Annotated in this window: 18 protein-coding genes; 13 read left to right on the forward strand and 5 right to left on the reverse strand. The window is 72.5% G+C overall.

The features are described from left to right. The first annotated feature begins 11 nt into the window (after positions 1-11). From FR742_RS13945 to FR742_RS13970, 7 genes are all read left to right on the forward strand, one after another. A complete protein-coding gene (locus FR742_RS13945) occupies positions 12-215 on the forward strand; it encodes a hypothetical protein (protein WP_148031364.1) in 204 nt (67 codons plus the stop codon). A 115-nt stretch (positions 216-330) separates the two neighbouring features. Next, entirely contained in the window at positions 331-456 is a 126-nt protein-coding gene (locus FR742_RS45775; RefSeq protein WP_261808515.1) for a hypothetical protein, read from the forward strand. Then, positions 457-1,062 carry a TIGR00645 family protein gene (locus FR742_RS13950; RefSeq protein ID WP_148031365.1) on the forward strand — a complete coding sequence of 202 codons (606 nt, stop codon included), beginning with the start codon at positions 457-459 and terminating at the stop codon, positions 1,060-1,062. Then, positions 1,059-1,289 carry a hypothetical protein gene (locus tag FR742_RS13955; protein WP_148031366.1) on the forward strand — a complete coding sequence of 77 codons (231 nt, stop codon included), beginning with the start codon at positions 1,059-1,061 and terminating at the stop codon, positions 1,287-1,289. The genes FR742_RS13950 and FR742_RS13955 overlap by 4 nt, the downstream gene beginning before the upstream one ends. A 256-nt stretch (positions 1,290-1,545) precedes the next feature. Next, complete coding sequence (locus FR742_RS13960; protein WP_261808516.1) at positions 1,546-3,237, forward strand: endo-1,4-beta-xylanase; 1,692 nt, start codon at positions 1,546-1,548, stop codon at positions 3,235-3,237. Positions 3,238-3,520: 283 nt separating this feature from the next. Then, positions 3,521-4,666, forward strand: a complete 1,146-nt coding sequence (locus FR742_RS13965) for an alanine racemase (RefSeq protein WP_148031367.1) — start codon at positions 3,521-3,523, stop codon at positions 4,664-4,666. 52 nt (positions 4,667-4,718) lie between these two features. Then, positions 4,719-5,942 carry an IucA/IucC family C-terminal-domain containing protein gene (locus tag FR742_RS13970; protein WP_148031368.1) on the forward strand — a complete coding sequence of 408 codons (1,224 nt, stop codon included), beginning with the start codon at positions 4,719-4,721 and terminating at the stop codon, positions 5,940-5,942. On the opposite strand, the gene FR742_RS13975 is transcribed toward FR742_RS13970, so the two are convergent. The 3 genes from FR742_RS13975 to FR742_RS13985 are packed head-to-tail and all read right to left on the reverse strand — an operon-like array spanning position 5,943 to position 8,835. Then, positions 5,943-7,169, reverse strand: coding sequence for a serine hydrolase (locus FR742_RS13975; RefSeq protein WP_148031369.1), 1,227 nt, complete (start codon positions 7,167-7,169; stop codon positions 5,943-5,945). 41 nt (positions 7,170-7,210) lie between these two features. Beyond that, on the reverse strand, positions 7,211-7,666 hold the full coding sequence (aroQ, locus tag FR742_RS13980; RefSeq protein ID WP_148031370.1) for a type II 3-dehydroquinate dehydratase: 456 nt from the start codon (positions 7,664-7,666) through the stop codon (positions 7,211-7,213). A 14-nt stretch (positions 7,667-7,680) separates the two neighbouring features. After that, positions 7,681-8,835 carry an RtcB family protein gene (locus tag FR742_RS13985; protein ID WP_148031371.1) on the reverse strand — a complete coding sequence of 385 codons (1,155 nt, stop codon included), beginning with the start codon at positions 8,833-8,835 and terminating at the stop codon, positions 7,681-7,683. 159 nt (positions 8,836-8,994) lie between these two features. Here FR742_RS13985 and FR742_RS13990 point away from each other — a divergent pair, with 159 nt between their 5' ends. From FR742_RS13990 to FR742_RS14010, 5 genes are all read left to right on the forward strand, one after another. Continuing rightward, positions 8,995-9,792 carry a phosphotransferase enzyme family protein gene (locus FR742_RS13990; RefSeq protein WP_261808517.1) on the forward strand — a complete coding sequence of 266 codons (798 nt, stop codon included), beginning with the start codon at positions 8,995-8,997 and terminating at the stop codon, positions 9,790-9,792. A 70-nt stretch (positions 9,793-9,862) separates the two neighbouring features. Beyond that, positions 9,863-10,852 carry a GTP 3',8-cyclase MoaA gene (moaA, locus tag FR742_RS13995; RefSeq protein ID WP_222708927.1) on the forward strand — a complete coding sequence of 330 codons (990 nt, stop codon included), beginning with the start codon at positions 9,863-9,865 and terminating at the stop codon, positions 10,850-10,852. Next, complete coding sequence (locus FR742_RS14000; protein WP_148031373.1) at positions 10,852-11,862, forward strand: P1 family peptidase; 1,011 nt, start codon at positions 10,852-10,854, stop codon at positions 11,860-11,862. Before moaA ends, FR742_RS14000 begins: the two co-directional genes overlap by 1 nt. Next, complete coding sequence (locus tag FR742_RS14005) at positions 11,859-12,428, forward strand: molybdenum cofactor guanylyltransferase (RefSeq protein WP_148031374.1); 570 nt, start codon at positions 11,859-11,861, stop codon at positions 12,426-12,428. Before FR742_RS14000 ends, FR742_RS14005 begins: the two co-directional genes overlap by 4 nt. Continuing rightward, positions 12,412-12,669, forward strand: a complete 258-nt coding sequence (locus tag FR742_RS14010; protein ID WP_148031375.1) for a DUF6457 domain-containing protein — start codon at positions 12,412-12,414, stop codon at positions 12,667-12,669. The genes FR742_RS14005 and FR742_RS14010 overlap by 17 nt, the downstream gene beginning before the upstream one ends. A gap of 315 nt (positions 12,670-12,984) precedes the next feature. Here FR742_RS14010 and FR742_RS14015 read toward each other — a convergent pair whose 3' ends face one another. Continuing rightward, complete coding sequence (locus FR742_RS14015) at positions 12,985-13,299, reverse strand: DUF3099 domain-containing protein (RefSeq protein ID WP_148031376.1); 315 nt, start codon at positions 13,297-13,299, stop codon at positions 12,985-12,987. 99 nt (positions 13,300-13,398) lie between these two features. On the opposite strand from FR742_RS14015, the gene FR742_RS14020 reads away from it, so the two are divergent. Further along, positions 13,399-13,611 carry a dodecin gene (locus FR742_RS14020; protein ID WP_148031377.1) on the forward strand — a complete coding sequence of 71 codons (213 nt, stop codon included), beginning with the start codon at positions 13,399-13,401 and terminating at the stop codon, positions 13,609-13,611. 380 nt (positions 13,612-13,991) lie between these two features. On the opposite strand, the gene FR742_RS14025 is transcribed toward FR742_RS14020, so the two are convergent. Continuing rightward, positions 13,992-14,795: a nucleotidyltransferase domain-containing protein gene (locus FR742_RS14025; RefSeq protein WP_148031378.1), complete on the reverse strand. Its 804-nt coding sequence runs from the start codon at positions 14,793-14,795 to the stop codon at positions 13,992-13,994. Positions 14,796-15,298: the final 503 nt, after the last annotated feature.

A 15,298-nucleotide genomic window follows, 5' to 3' on the forward strand; every position in this document is an offset into this window, starting at 1 on the left:
AAGGAGGGCACATGCGACCCACCACCCGCTCGCTGACGGCCGCCACGCTCGTGGCCGCCGGCCTGCTCGCCGCTACCCCCGCCCACGCCGTCGTCGACCCGGTCGCGGTCTCGCTCTGTCTGGCCGAGAGCGCCGCCGGTGCGACCAGTCTCGTCGACCCCAGCTCGCCGGGCATCCCGGCCGAGCTCCCCGCCGTCCACTGCCTGGCTCCCTGACACCTTCCCCCAGGCCGGTGGCGAGGGCGGCGCGGTCTCCAGCCGCGCCGCCCGGACGGATCCCCCGGTCCCCGCCCCCGCGCGCGTCCCCCCGCTTATGAACCAAGGAGCTGCGATGTCCGACCGAGCCCTGGCCGCCGCCCTCGCCGCGGCGGCGATCGTCCTGCCGCCTCATATCGGCGGCGAACCGATCGCCCGCCTGGAGGCCGTGGTCCAGCACGTGAACATCCTCACGTCCTAGATGTATCCGCAGCTGCGCACCCTTCCCGCCCGGCGGCGCGCCGCCAGCCGGCTCGGCTATGTGATGTTCCTGAGCCGCTGGATCCAGGCGCCGCTCTACTTCGGCCTCATCGCCGCCCAGGTGGTCTACGTGTGGCGGTTCATGGCCGAGCTCGTGCATCTCGTCCATCTGGGATTCACCGGCCATCCGGCCGAGACCACCGTCATGCTCATCGTGCTCGGCCTGGTCGACGTGGTGATGATCTCCAACCTGCTGATCATGGTGATCGTCGGCGGCTACGAGACGTTCGTCTCGCGGCTGCGCATCGAGGGCCACCCCGACCAGCCGCAGTGGCTCTCCCACGTCAACGCCAACGTGCTCAAGGTCAAGCTCGCGATGGCCATCATCGGCATCTCGTCCATCCACCTCCTCCAGATCTTCATCAACGCGGCCAGACCGGCCGTCACCGACAGGGAGCTGCTTTGGAAGACACTGATCCACCTGACCTTCATCGCCTCGGCGGTGGCGCTCGCGCTGATCGACCGGATCATGCAGAGCAGCCGCCACCGTTCCGACCAGACGGCCGGTCCCGCCGGCGCCTCGCCGTCACGGGTCTCGGCGGCGTGATCGCCGGCCTGGTGTGCACCGCCGTCCCCGCCGCCCCCGCCGCCGCCGAGGCTCCCGAGACCGCCAAGCCCGCCTCCTCCCTGATCGGCGATGTGATCATCTTCAACGACGAGATCGTCGAGCCGGTCTCCGCGCCGGTCAGCACCTGCGGGGCCGCGCTGAAGCTGCTCAGCACGGGCACCAGCACCTGCGCCGACGCCTCCCGGGTGTCGGACGACGACGCCTGACGAGGGCCCACCAGACCGTGCCCGCCCCTCATCTCCCCCAGCGGGGGCGGGCACGCCATCATGAGAGCAGGCGCATCGTTCGATGAAAGTTTCACGAGATTGCCGATAATTTCAGCTCTCCACCTGCTCTAACAGCAGCGTGCGCGCGCGGGCATTGACCCTGTCTCCTGCCTGTCCCTACCGTCCCGGCAGGGATCCCGAAGACGCCGAAAGATTTCGGGACCGGATCTTGGCAAGCTTCCGGAGGTAGGTGCTCGTGCTTTCGTCAACCCCCATCAGACCCGGCAGCCGGCCCAGGACGCTCGCGGCGGCGGCCCTGCTCGGGCTGCTCGCCGTGTTCTTCCTGCCGGCCGGCCCCGCCGACGCCTCGGCCCCACTGCGCCAGCACGCCGCGGCGCGGGGCAAGTTCATCGGCACCGCGCTCGCCACCGGACCGCTGTCGAACGAGACCCAGTACCGGAACATCGCGGCGACCGAGTTCAACCAGATCACCGCCGAGAACGCGATGAAGTGGGACGCCACCGAGCCCAACCAGGGCCAGTTCAACTTCTCCGGCGCCGACACCATCGTCAACTTCGCCACCCAGAACAACCAGCAGGTGCACGGCCACACCCTCGTCTGGCACAACCAGACCCCCGGCTGGGTGCAGGGCCTGGGCGCCACCGCCATGCGCTCGGCCATGCAGAACCACATCAGCCAGGTCGTCGGCCGCTACGCCAATAACGCCGCCGTCGTCTCCTGGGACGTGGTGAACGAGGTCTTCGAAGAGAACGGCAACCTGCGCTCGTCGTTCTGGTACAACACGCTGGGCCAGAGCTACATCGCCGACGCCTTCCGCTACGCCCGCGCCGCCGACCCGGACGCCCGGCTGTGCATCAACGACTACAACGTCGAGGGCATCAACGCCAAGAGCACCGCCATGTACAACCTGGTGCGCTCGCTGCGCGAGCAGAACGTGCCCGTCGACTGCGTCGGCTTCCAGAGCCACCTGGCGATCCAGTACGGCTTCCCCAGCGACCTCCGGCAGAACCTTGAGCGCTTCGCCGCCCTCGGCGTCCAGGTCCGCATCACCGAGGTGGACGTCCGCATGCAGATGCCCCGCAGCTCCAGCAAGGACACCACCCAGGCCAACTACTACCGGGACGTGATCCAGGCCTGCCTGGCCGTGAACGCCTGCGCCGGCGTCACCATCTGGGGCTTCACGGACAGGCACTCGTGGGTGCCCGACACGTTCTCCGGCGAGGGCGCCGCGCTCATCTACGACGAGAACTACCAGCAGAAGCCGTCCTACACCGCCGTCCACAACGCGCTCGACGGCGGCACCCCCTCCGACACCACCCCGCCCACCACCCCGGGTACCCCGGCCGCCTCCAACGTCACCGGCAGCTCGGCCACGCTGACCTGGTCGGCCTCCACCGACTCCGGCGGCAGCGGCCTGGCGGGCTACAACGTCTACCGCGAGCAGGGCACCACGGACCCGCAGCTCGGCCAGTCGTCCACCAACTCGATCAACCTGACCGGGCTGTCCGCCAACACCCAGTACCAGGTGTACGTGCGAGCACGTGACGGCGCCGGCAACCTGTCCAGCCCGTCCAGCGCGGTCACCTTCACCACCACCGGCGGCGGCGGCCCGAGCGGCCCCTGCACCGCCACCGGCACCGTCCAGACCCAGTGGGGCAACGGGTACGTCATCCAGCCCGTCACCGTGACCAACAGCGGATCGTCGGCCATCAACGGCTGGACCGTCACCTTCACCCTCCCCGCCGGCCACAGCGTCACCGGCTCCTGGAACGCCACCCTCACCACCAGCGGCCAGACCGTCACCGCCAAGAGCATGGGCTACAACGGCAACCTCGGCCCGAGCGCCAGCACCTCGTTCGGCTTCCAGGTCAGCCGGCCCAACGGCAACACCCAGACGGTGTCCGGCTACACCTGCGCCTCACCGTGAGATCCCCGCGCGGGTTCGAGGGAGGCACGGCGAGCGCCGAGGAGCCCGCGCGGTCACCCCTCTGACCCTCCGCCCCCGTTCCGTTCCTCCGTCCCCGTGACTGCCTCGACGGGGCGGAGGAACGGAACCACCCCGTCCCGCCGCCCCGTCCCGTCCGGGACACCCCTCTCCGGTACGCGACGGGGGCCGGCGGGACGGGGTTTCCGTCCGTCCCGCCCCGGCGCGCGGACCATGATCCCTCTGCCGTACCGTCTGCTCCAGGGGACGAGAGGGGGGAGCGCCGATGGTGACGGAGCCCGTGCGGGCGGAGGCGCTGCGGCTGGCCGGCGGGGGAGACCTGCCCGCCTACGTGTACGACCTGCCGGCGCTGCGTGCGCACGCCGCCGGAGTGCGCGGCGCGCTGGCCGGGACCGCCGAGCTCTACTACGCCGTCAAGGCCAACCCGGCCGCCGAGATCCTGCGCGCGCTCGTCCCGTACGTGGACGGCTTCGAGGTGGCCTCCGGCGGCGAGCTGGCGCACGTGCGCGAGGTCGCCCCTGACCTGCCGATCGCCTTCAGCGGACCCGGCAAGACCGACGCCGAGCTGGCCCTCGCCCTGACGCCCGGCGTGCACCGGCTGCACGTGGAGAGCCCCCGCGAGCTGGCCCGCCTGATCGCCCTCGGCGCCCCGGCGGACGTACTGCTGCGCGCCAACCCGGACCTGCCCGGCGAGGACACCCGGCAGGCCGCCGCCAGCCCGTTCGGCATGGACCAGGACGGCCTGGCCGCCTGCCTGCCGCTGCTGGCCGCCGCCCCGCACATCCGGGTGCGCGGCCTGCACACCCACCTGACCTGGGCCCAGCACGACGCCCCCGCCATGGCCGCTCTGGCCCGCCGGGTGACGTCCTGGGCGCTGCCCTGGCTCCGCGCACACCTGCCCGGCCTCACCGAGCCGGAGCTGGACCTCGGCGGCGGCATGGGCGTCGACTACCGGGCGCCGGACCAGGTGTTCGACTGGAAGGCGTACGCCGCCGCCCTGCCCGCCGCCCTGCCCGCCACAGGGGCGCGGCTCCGGGTCGAGCCCGGCCGGTCGCTCACCGCGTACCACGGCTGGTACGTCACCGACGTGCTCGACGTCAAGCGCAACCACGGCCGCGACTACGCCGTCCTGCGCGGCGGCACCCACCACCTGCGCACCCCCGTCGCCCGCGGCCACGACCAGCCGTTCACCGTCCTGCACCGGGCGATCGCCGGCCCCGCGCTCACCGGCCCGGCCACCCTGGTCGGCCAGCTCTGCACGCCCAGGGACGTGCTCGCCCGCGACGTCCCGGTGACCGGGCTGCGGCCGGGCGACCTCGTGGTGTTCGAGCTGACCGGCGCGTACGCCTGGAACCTGTCCCACCACGAGTTCCTCATGCACCCCCCGCCGCGCTTCCGCTACCTCGACTGAGACCGTGCCGGGCCGGGTATCTACCGGCTCTCCTACCAAGGAACGGGTGCGAATGATCTTTGACGACCGGCGGGAACCGTTGCGGGTGTGGCAGTACGCCGAACGGTATCTGGGCGCGGGCACCCGCGCCTACAGTCGTTTCTCCGCGGACCTGGAGATCTCCGAGCCGTACCATCCGCAGCTCGGCCTCGACCGGTTCGCGGTGCCGACCTTCCGCGTGCCGCCCGAGCGGGGGACCTTTCTGCGCAACGCGCTGGAGTCCACCACGGTCAAGCTCTACCGGGGCGGCGACGGGTTCCTGCTGCCCGTGCACCCCGAGACGCTCGCCTTCCCCGGCCTGCCCGACCGGGACGCGCTCACCGAACGCGGGCCCGACCTGACCGTGGTGCCGTCGGCCAACGCCCGCACCGTGTTCGTCGAGCGCATCGGCGACGAGCCGGTGGAGCCGCACTTCGTCAAGCTCCACTACCCCCGGCGGCTGTCGCGCTTCACCCGGCGGCTGCGGCGGCCGATCATCTCGGTGCAGCTCTGGGCGGCCGAGGAGCTGTCGGCGGCCGGGCTGCCGGTCCTCCCCGAGGTCGCCGCCGGAGTCCTGGGCGCCGACCCGGCCGAGGCCTGGGGCTTCCTCATCCGTGAGATCCGCCCCCACCTGCTCCCCGGCCCGGCCCGGGGGACCCCGCGGTTCACCGTGCCGCTGTTCGCGCTGTACGGGCAGGACGTGCGCGGCCCGGACGACCCGCCGCTCATGGCGCAGCTCGCCGCCCGCAGCGGCGAGGACCCCACCGGCTGGCTGGCGAGCCGGGTCGTCGCCCCCATGGTGCGCCTCTGGCTGCGCGCCGTCTCCGCCACGGGCTGCGTACCGGAGCCGCACGGCCAGAACACGCTGTTCGCGTTCGACCCGGACGGCCGCCGCACCGCGATCCTGTACCGCGACTGCGGCGTCTACATCGACCCCGCCACCCGCGCCGAGCGCGGCCTGACCCGCGACCTGCCGCCCGTGAACGTCGTCTCCCGCGACGTCGAGCAGCCGCGCGAGCGCGTCTTCAGCCTCACCTACGACAGCTTCATGGGCCACCACGCGCTCGAACGCCTCGCCAGGGTCGCCGCGGACACCCTCGGCGTGGACCCGGAGCACCTGCGGCGCGCCGCGCGGGAGGAGTTCGCCGCCGGGCCGCGCGTCGGCCTGCCGCCCACCGTCCATTACTACGAGGACCGCCTGCATGCCGACGGCCGGTGGAACCTCGTCGACACCGGCGAGCCCCCCGCCTGGCGCTAGTTACAGCAGCGCCTGGTAGACGAGCTGCCGCAGCCTGCTCCTGATCGGATGGGTGTCCGAGGGGAGGAGCTGGGTCATGAAGACGACCGTCAGCTCCTCCGCCGGGTCCACCCAGAACGCGGTGCTCGCCGCCCCGCCCCAGCTGAACTCGCCCGCCGAGCTCAGCGTCCGGTGCCGGGCGGCGTCCCGCACCACCGCGAACCCGAGCCCGAACCCGACCCCCGCGTACGGCACCTCGGCGAACACCGGCCGCCCGAACTCCTCCAGGTCGGCCCCGCCCGGCAGGTGGTTGCGCGTCATGTAGGCGACGGTGCGCGGACCGAGCAGCCGAACCCCGTCCAGCTCGCCGCCGCGCAGCAGCATCTGGGTGAACCGGTGGTAGTCGCCCGCCGTCGAGATCAGCCCGCCGCCGCCCGACAGGAACGACGGCCGCCGCAGCTCCGCGCCCCGCGTGTCCATGGGCACGGCCCTGCGGTGGCGGTCCGCCGAGTAGAGCGTGGCCATCCGCCCCGCCCGCTCACCATCGATCCAGAACCCGGTGTCGTCCATGCCCAGCGGCCGGAAGATCCGCTCGCTCAGGAACTCGTCCAGCGGCCGGCCCGACACCATCTCGACCAGCCGGCCCAGCACGTCGGTGGCCACCGAGTAGTTCCACTGCGTGCCCGGCTCGAACAGCAGCGGCAGCTCCGCCCACCGGTCGACCGCCTCGGCCAGGCCCATCCCGCGCGGCGCACCCCGGTCGAACCCGGCCCGCCGGTAGAGCTCGTCCACGACGCTCACGTGCTGGAACCCGTACACCAGGCCCGAGGTATGGGTGAGCAGGTGCCACACCCGCACCGGCTCCGCCGCCGGCCGGGTGACGGGGGAGAAGGCCGGCCCCTTCTCGTACACGCGCACGTCCGCGAACGCCGGGAGGTGGCGGCTGACCGGGTCGGTCAGCTCCAGCAGCCCCTCCTCGTACAGCATCATCACCGCGACCGAGGTGATCGGCTTGGACATGGAGTAGATCCGGAACAGCGTGTCCGGCTCCACCGGGGCGCCCGACGCGACGTCGCGCGACCCGTACGCGGACAGGTGGGCGATCTCGCCGCGCCGGCTCACCAGCGCCAGCCAGCCGGGCAGCCGCCCGTCGTCCACGTACGGGGCGAAATGGGCGTCGATCCGCCGGAGGCGGGCGGAGTCGAGGCCGACGTCCTCCGGGTCGCAGGTCACCTTCAGCTCGCCCACCGCGCCTCCTCCGGAGCCCGGAACAAATCTAGAACAGGATTCTAGGCCGGTCGCGCGGCGTTGTGCAGCCCTCTGATCGCCAGCACGTACCCGTACACCCCGAAACCGACCACGATCCCTCTGGCCACCGGCGAGATGTAGGAGTGGTGCCGGAACGGCTCGCGGCGGTGCACGTTGGAGATGTGCAGCTCGATCACCGGCAGCTCCACGCCCTCGATCGCGTCGTGCAGCGCGACCGAGGTGTGGGTGTAGGCGCCGGGGTTCAGCACCGCGCCGACGGCCTGGCCGGCCTTGACCGCGGCGCCCGCCTCCTGGATCCAGTCGATGAGCTGGCCCTCGTGGTTGGACTGCCCGAAGACCAGCTCCAGGCCGAGCGCCTCGGCCTCCTCCCGGCACATCGTCTCGACGTCGGACAGGGTCGTGGTCCCGTACACCTCCGGCTTGCGGGTGCCGAGCAGGTTGAGGTTCGGGCCGTTGAACACGTAGACGGATGTCATCCGACTGATCGTACTCAGCCCTTGTAGTTGAAGACCTGCCGCAGCGTGTGCTGCACGGTGACCAGGTCCTTCTGGTCGTCCATCACCCGGTCGATCGGCTTGTAGGCCTCCGGGTGCTCGTCGACCAGCGCGGCGGCCCGGTCGGCGTTCCAGGTTCGGCCGCCCATCGCCGCCTTCAGCGACCTCGCCGACAGCTCGCGCTTGGCCTGGGTGCGCGACATCCGCCGCCCCGCCCCGTGCGCGCACGAGTGGTAGGAGTCGGCGTTCCCGCGCCCGCGCACGATGTACGACTGCGCGCCCATCGAGCCCGGGATGACGCCCTCGTCGCCGGTGTCCGCCTTGATCGCACCCTTCCTGGTGATCCACAGCCGCTTGCCGTGGTGCGTCTCCAGCTGGGTGAAGTTGTGGTGGCAGTTGATGGTCCGCACCCTCCGGCCCGTGCCGACGACCTGGAACAGGGCGTTGACCAGCACCTTGTCCATGCGGGCCCGCGAGGCCATGGCGTAGTGCTGCGACCAGAGCATGTCCTCGATGTAGGCGTCGAACTCCGGCGTGTTCTGCACCAGGTAGGCCAGCGCCGGGTCCTCCAGGCCGATCGCCTGGCGCTTCATCAGGTTCTTCGCGCCGGTGATGTGCATGGTGGCGAGCTGGTTGCCGATGCCGCGCGAACCCGAGTGGAGCACGGTCCACACGCGGTCGCGCTCGTCCAGGCAGACCTCGACGAAGTGGTTGCCCGAGCCGAGGGTGCCGAACTGGCGGGCGACCTTGGTCTCCTGCTCCCGCGTCAGGCTCGTGTGCGGGTGGCCGAGCTCGCTGAGCGCCCGGTCGACCGACGGGTCCTGGTGTCCCTGGCCGACGCCGGCCGGGATGCGGCGCTCGACCAGCGACATCAGGGCGGCGAGCGTGTCGGGCAGGTCGGCGGCGGTCAGCGTGGTCTCCGTGGCGACCATCCCGCAGCCGATGTCGACGCCGACGGCGGCCGGGATGATCGCGCCCTCGGTGGGGATGACCGAGCCGACCGTCGCGCCGATGCCGACGTGCGCGTCGGGCATGAGCGCGACGTGACCGGACACGATCGGCATCCGGGCGGCGCGGGCCGCCTGCTCGATCGTGCGGTCGTCGATCTCGCTGGCCCAGGACAGCAGGTTCGGGGCGGGCTGGTTCGGCATGACGGGAAACTCCTTGATCGTCCTTGATCCAGTCTGCCCTGGAACCGCCGCTCCAGCCCACTCATTTACGCTGGCACGGAATATGGGACGGTTAATTGAGCTTGTTACGATCATCCTGTTACGGCCCTTTGCGGGTGGAGCGTGGGTGGAGCGTGAGCTGTGCTGCCTGACCCGACCGGATCCACGACCGAGGAGATCCTCGCGGGCGGTGGCGTCAACGTGGTCGTCCGCGTCGGCGACACCGTGCGCAGGCCGGCCGGTCCGTGGACGCCCGCCGTGCACGCGCTGCTCGGCCACCTCGCCGCGCGCGGCTTCACGGGCGCGCCCCGCGCCCACGGCCTCGACGGGCAGGGCCGCGAGATCCTCGACTTCGTCCCCGGCACGGTCGCCTGCGACCCGGTGCCCCCGTACGTGCGCGACGACGCCACCCTGCGGGCCGTGGCCGGCCTGCTGCGCGCCTACCACGACGCGACCACCGGCTTCACGCCGCCCGGCGACGCCGCGTGGTACTTCCCGCCGCGCGAGCCCGCCGAGGTCGTCTGCCACGCCGACATCGCCCCGTACAACTGCGTCTTCCGCGACGGCGCGCCCGTCGCGTTCATCGACTTCGACACCGCGCACCCCGGGCCGAGGCTCTGGGACGTCGCGTACGCGGCCTACCGGTTCGTCCCCCTGACCGCCCAGGGCCACGGGGAGGCGCCCACGCCCGTGCCCGAGCAGGCGCGGCGGCTGGGGCTGTTCTGCGACGCGTACGGGCTCGCCGCCGCCGACCGCGCGGCCCTGACGGACATGGTGGGGGAGCGCCTGCACGGCATGGCGCGGCTGATCCGCGAGAAGGCGGCGGCGGGCGATGCCGCCTTCGCCGCCCACCTGGCCGGCGGCCACGACGCGCTGTATCTCGCCGACGCGGCCCACGTGGCACGCCACGCGCTCGTCCTCCAGGAGGCCGTACGGTGATGCGCCGTTTTGAGACCGGACACAAGGCGGACGTAGGCTGTCCTTTTGGCGACCACGGGAGGTGACGCCCATGCTGCGTGACTCGTTCGGGCGGGTGGCTACCGATCTTCGGGTGTCCCTCACGGACAAATGCAACCTGCGCTGCACCTACTGCATGCCGCCGGAAGGGCTCGACTGGCTGCCCAACGCCCAGCTCCTGACCGCCGACGAGGTGGTCAGGCTCGTCACCATCGGCGTGGAGCGCCTCGGCGTCACCGAGGTCCGCTACACCGGAGGCGAGCCGCTGCTGCGCCGGGAGCTCGCCGACATCGTGGCCCGCACCACCGCGCTGCGGCCCCGGCCGCAGGTGTCGCTCACCACCAACGGTATCGGCCTGGCCCGCATGGCGGACGCGCTCGCCGGCGCCGGGCTGGACCGGGTCAACGTCTCCCTCGACACGCTCGACCGTGACACGTTCAAGCGGCTCGCCCACCGCGACCGGCTGCCCGACGTGCTCGACGGCCTGGCCGCCGCGCACCGCGCCGGGCTGCGCCCGGTCAAGGTCAACGCCGTGCTCATGCGCGACGTCAACCAGCACGAGGCGGTGCCGCTGCTGCGCTGGTGCCTGGAGCAGGGCTACGAGCTGCGCTTCATCGAGCAGATGCCGCTCGACGCGCAGCACGGCTGGAGCCGCGCGAACATGGTCACCGCCGACGAGATCCTCGCGCTGCTGTCCGGCTCCTTCGAGCTCACCCCCGACGACGTGGAGGAGCGAGGCAGCGCGCCGGCCGAGCGGTTCCTGGTCGGCGGCGGGCCCGCGCGGGTCGGCGTGATCGGGTCCGTCACCAGGCCGTTCTGCGGCGCCTGCGACCGCGTGCGGCTCACCGCCGACGGCCAGATCCGCAACTGCCTGTTCGCCCGCGAGGAGTCCGACCTGAAGTCCGCCATGCGGGCGGGGGCCACCGACGACGAGCTGGCCGAGCGGTGGATCGCCGCCGTCGCGGGCAAGCGTCCCGGCCACGGCATCGACGACCCCTCCTTCCTCCAGCCGGCCCGCCCCATGTCGGCGATCGGCGGCTAGTGCGGGCCCGCGACCTGGGCCTCGCCACCGGTGACAGCGGCCGGCACAACGCGATCACCGACGTGCCCGGCGTGGGCGTCGGGCACGTCACCCTCGTCCGCGACCCCGCCGTCCGCACCGGCGTCACCGCCGTCGTGCCCGGCGGGATCGGCCCGCACGCGCCGCTCCCCGCCGGGCTGTTCACCGGTAACGGCCACGGCAAGCTGGTCGGCGCCACCCAGCTGTCCGAGCTCGGCCTGCTGGAGTCGCCGATCGTGCTCACGGCGACCCTGTCGGCGTTCCGCGCCGCCGACGCGCTGGTGACCTGGATGCTCGCGCAGCCGGGCTGCGCCGGCGTACGGACCTTCAACCCGGTGGTCGGCGAGTGCAACGACGGCCACCTGTCCGACATCCGCGCCCGCCCCGTCACCGAGGCCCACGTCCTGCGGGCCGTCGCCACGGCCGCCGGCGGTCCCGTCGCCGAGGGCTGCGCCGGCGCCGGCACCGGCACCACCGCCCTGGGCTTCAAGGCCGGCATCGGCACCGCCTCCCGCCTGCTGCGTGCCGCGGGCGAGCAGGTCACGCTGGGCGCCCTCGTCCAGGCCAACTTCGGCGGCACCCTCCGCCTCCACGGCCGCCCGATCACCCCCTCCTCCCTGGGCCTCCCCGGCGAGTGCCTCCCTCCAGCCGGGCCGGAGGAGGCGGGCTCCTGCATGATCGTCATCGCCACCGACGCGCCCGTGGACGCCCGGCAGCTCACCCGGCTGGCCAGGCGGGCCGTCTTCGCGCTCGGCCGGGTGGGCGCCGACTACAGCCACGGGAGCGGCGACTACGCCATCGCCTTCACCACCAGCACCGGGCACGCCCCGATGCCCGACCACGAGCTGAACCCGCTGTTCGGCGCGGCCATGGACGCCGTCGAGGAGTCCGTACTGAACTCCCTGCTCGCGGCCGGGACCACCACCGGCGCCGAGGGCCGCACCGCCCACGCGCTCCCCGGGCCGCGTCTTCTGGAACTCCTGAGGACATGACCGCGTACGGTGGAGACGTGTTCGACGCGGTGATCCTGGCGGGCGGCAGGGCGGAACGGCTGGGCGGGGTGGACAAACCCGGCCTGGAGGTGGGCGGCACGCCGATGGTCGGCAACGTCGCCGCCGCCGCCCGTGAGGCCGGGCGCGTCGTCATCGTGGGACCTGCCAGGGCCATCCCGGGCGCCGTCTTCGTCCGCGAGGACCCGCCGGGCGCCGGGCCGGTGCCCGCGCTCCGGGCGGGGCTCGCCGAGGTCACCGCCCCCTGGGTGGTCCTCCTCGCCGGCGACCTCCCGTTCCTGGCCCCCTCCCACCTCTCCACCCTCCTGGCGCAGACCGGCGCAGGGCGTGGAGTGGTCGCCGTGGACGGGGAAGGACGCGAACAGTGGCTGCTCGGCGTCTGGGAGGCCGCCGGGCTGCGGGAGGCGCTGGCGGCCTACGAGGGGCGGTCGCTGCGCGGGCTGCTGGCGCCGCTCGTGGGGCGGCGGGTGCCGCTGCCCCGGCAAGCCTGGTTCGACTGCGACACCAGGGACGACCTGGAGGAGGCTCGGAATGAACGTGCTGGCTGAGTGGACCGCGCTGGCCTGCGAGGAGCTGGGCATCGACCCGGCCAGGGTGGATCGCGACCAGATCCTGGAGCTGACGAAGGAGGTCGCGCACGGGGTGGCCAGGCCGGCCGCGCCGCTGACCGCCTACCTGCTGGGGCTGGCCCAGGGCGCCGGGACCGCGCCGGAGGAGGCGGTGGAGCGGCTGACCGCGCTCGCCAGGAATTGGGGCCAGACCACAACCGAGACGCTGACCGACCGCTGACACTGGAACGAACTCGTGCAGTCAAGCCCCGCCCGACCCTGAAGATTCCCTGTGAATTGTGGGGCCGGCGGGGTGTAAACGATTTCGGGAAAGCGGCCCTATCCGACTGCGAAGCCGGCTCGTGAACAGATCATCAGCTTCGAAAGTTTTGCTGGGAAAAGGGCGACGCCGGGTGGTTACGGGGGCAAACCACCCGGCGTCGCTTCATCGGCGTTCCGACGGGGGCCCGGAACGCCGGCACCAGCACTCCGACGGGGGACCGGAGCGCTTGGCTAAAGCGTACACCTACAACCCGTGGGATGCGTCAAGACTTAGTCACGACCCGATCTCGCGTCGGTGCATCGGTATCTCGCTTTGGTTAGCTTCCGGGGTCTGAAAGGTGGGAGGTGGGGCGTCCTTGCCACGCTCATTGGCCCCGATAACCGCTATGTACGGCAAAAAGACCGCACCGGCGATGAACAGCAGCTTGTACGGCCACGGCAGCGGCACCACCACCGCCAGGATCAGGCAGATCGTGCGGATGCCCATCTTGATGAGGTAGCTCCGCTCCCGGCGCCGGATGTCGGTGCTCAGCGAAGGCCTGGCGTCCGTGACCGTGTGGACCGCCTGCTTCCTGCGCCAACTCCTCATACCCCCCACGTTAGACCTCGGACGGGCCGGCGGCGACAGCGCCCCTGGACGGCACTATGGGTCATGCGATCATGGCCTTGGAGTAAGGAGGATTCGGAGATGACGGATCGTACGTACCGCGTGACCGAGATCGTCGGCACCTCGCATGAGAGCGTCGACCAGGCCATCCGCAACGGCATCAGGCGGGCCTCGCAGACCCTGCGCCACCTCGACTGGTTCGAGGTGACCGAGGTGCGCGGCCACATCGACGCGGGGGAGGTGGCCCACTTCCAGGTCGGCATGAAGGTCGGCTTCCGCCTGGAGGACAGCTAACACCGTTAAGCCCCCGCGGCTCGACGGCCGCGGGCGATGCGACGAGACGGCGGACGCCACCCGGCCGGGTAGGACGGGCGAGCCCTCGCGGCTCGACGGCCGAGGGCGATCAGCGACGAGACGGCGGACGCCACCCGCCCGCGGAACCGCTCGTCCTGACTGGCTTACAGATCGAGCGCGCCCCGGGCCTCCACCGCCGGCTCACCGGCGGAGCGCGTCCCGGGTTTCCCGTCAGCTCACCAGCCGAACGCGCCCCGGGTCTCCGCCATCGGCTCACCGGCAGAGCTTGCCCTAGGGTTCCGCCGCCGGCTCATGGAGCGCGTCTGGGGTTCCCGCCGCCGGCTCATGGGCGGAGCGCGTCCTGGGTTTCCGCTATCGACTCACCGGTGGAGCGCGTCCCGCGTCTCCGCCACCAGTTCACGCGCCGCGTCCACCGCCGTGGCCAGCGACTCCGGGGTCTCGCCCAGGCCGCCGAGCAGCGCGCGGGCCCGGCGGCCGAACCCGGCGGGGGCGCCCGGCAGTGTCTCCGCGACCGCCAGTGCGCCCTTCTCGTTGAGGCACCACCGCCGTTCGGCCGCGAACAGCGCCTGCACCAGCACGCCGACCGCCCGCGACAGGCAGAGCGCGACGTAGAGGGTGTCCGCCCTGCCCACGCCCTTGCCCGCCACCTCCACCAGGAACCCGGCCTCCTCGGCCGCCCCCATCAGCGACTCCCGCAACCGCTCCGGGTACACGGCGGCCTCCCGCCGCAGCCGTCCCAGCTCCCCGTGCGGATCGGCGAGGATCGCGCCGAGCGCCACCTCACCCGCGTAACACGGCGACCAGAACCCCAGCGGATGCCCCACCTGGACGCCCACCTCGTAGCGGCCCTCCCGGCAGTCCTCCCACACCCGCCGCACCCGGTCGACGTCGCGCAGGATCCAGTCCACCGCCACGCCGCCGACCTCCAGCCACGCCCCGCCGTCCACCCACGGCCCCCACCCGCCCGGCCCGGCCACCTCGACCCCGGGCCCCGCGAGCTTCCGCAGCCCCTCCACGTCGAGCGGCGCCCGATAGTAGACGCCCAGATCCCAGTCGGACTCCGGCCGGTGCTCCCCACGCGCCCGGCTCCCGCCCAGCAGCACCCCCACCACCCCCGGCACCTCGACCAGCCGCCCCGCCATCTCCGCCACAACGGTCCGCACCGCCCACCCTCCCCATCCGGCATGGTCATCCAAGATCAAATAGTGCCCATTCTACGTCCGCCCTGACACCACCCCACCCGCCCCTCAACCAGCCTCCGGCGCCACCCGCAGGCCGCAATGGCGCCCCCACCGTCCCAACCCCGGCGACTACCGCTCTGCCGCCACCGGCAATGGCGGCGATCGGTTTCGGATCCCCGTAGGGACGCATCGAGGCGGGACGGCGGCGGTCGCCCCTCCGGCGGAAAGGGCGGGCATAAGGTCGGTGACCATCGGGCTAGCCGGCCGTCGTACCGATGGCGCTGCCTCGGCGGCCACCACCGCGCGGCGGCGCCCAGGCAACCGCGGTGCCGGCGGACAACGCCGGTCCCGCACCACCGGCCTGCCCGCGTGGGTGCTCGACGCGCTGGCGGGTCGGCCGACAGCCACCTCCGTCGGGCGCACCTCCGTCGGCCGTCCGGCCGCCGCGGCACCGGCCGCATCACGTGCCGACCCGCTACGCGATC

It is taken from the genome of Nonomuraea sp. C10, from assembly GCF_008017515.1.
Lineage (GTDB): Bacteria > Actinomycetota > Actinomycetes > Streptosporangiales > Streptosporangiaceae > Nonomuraea > Nonomuraea ferruginea.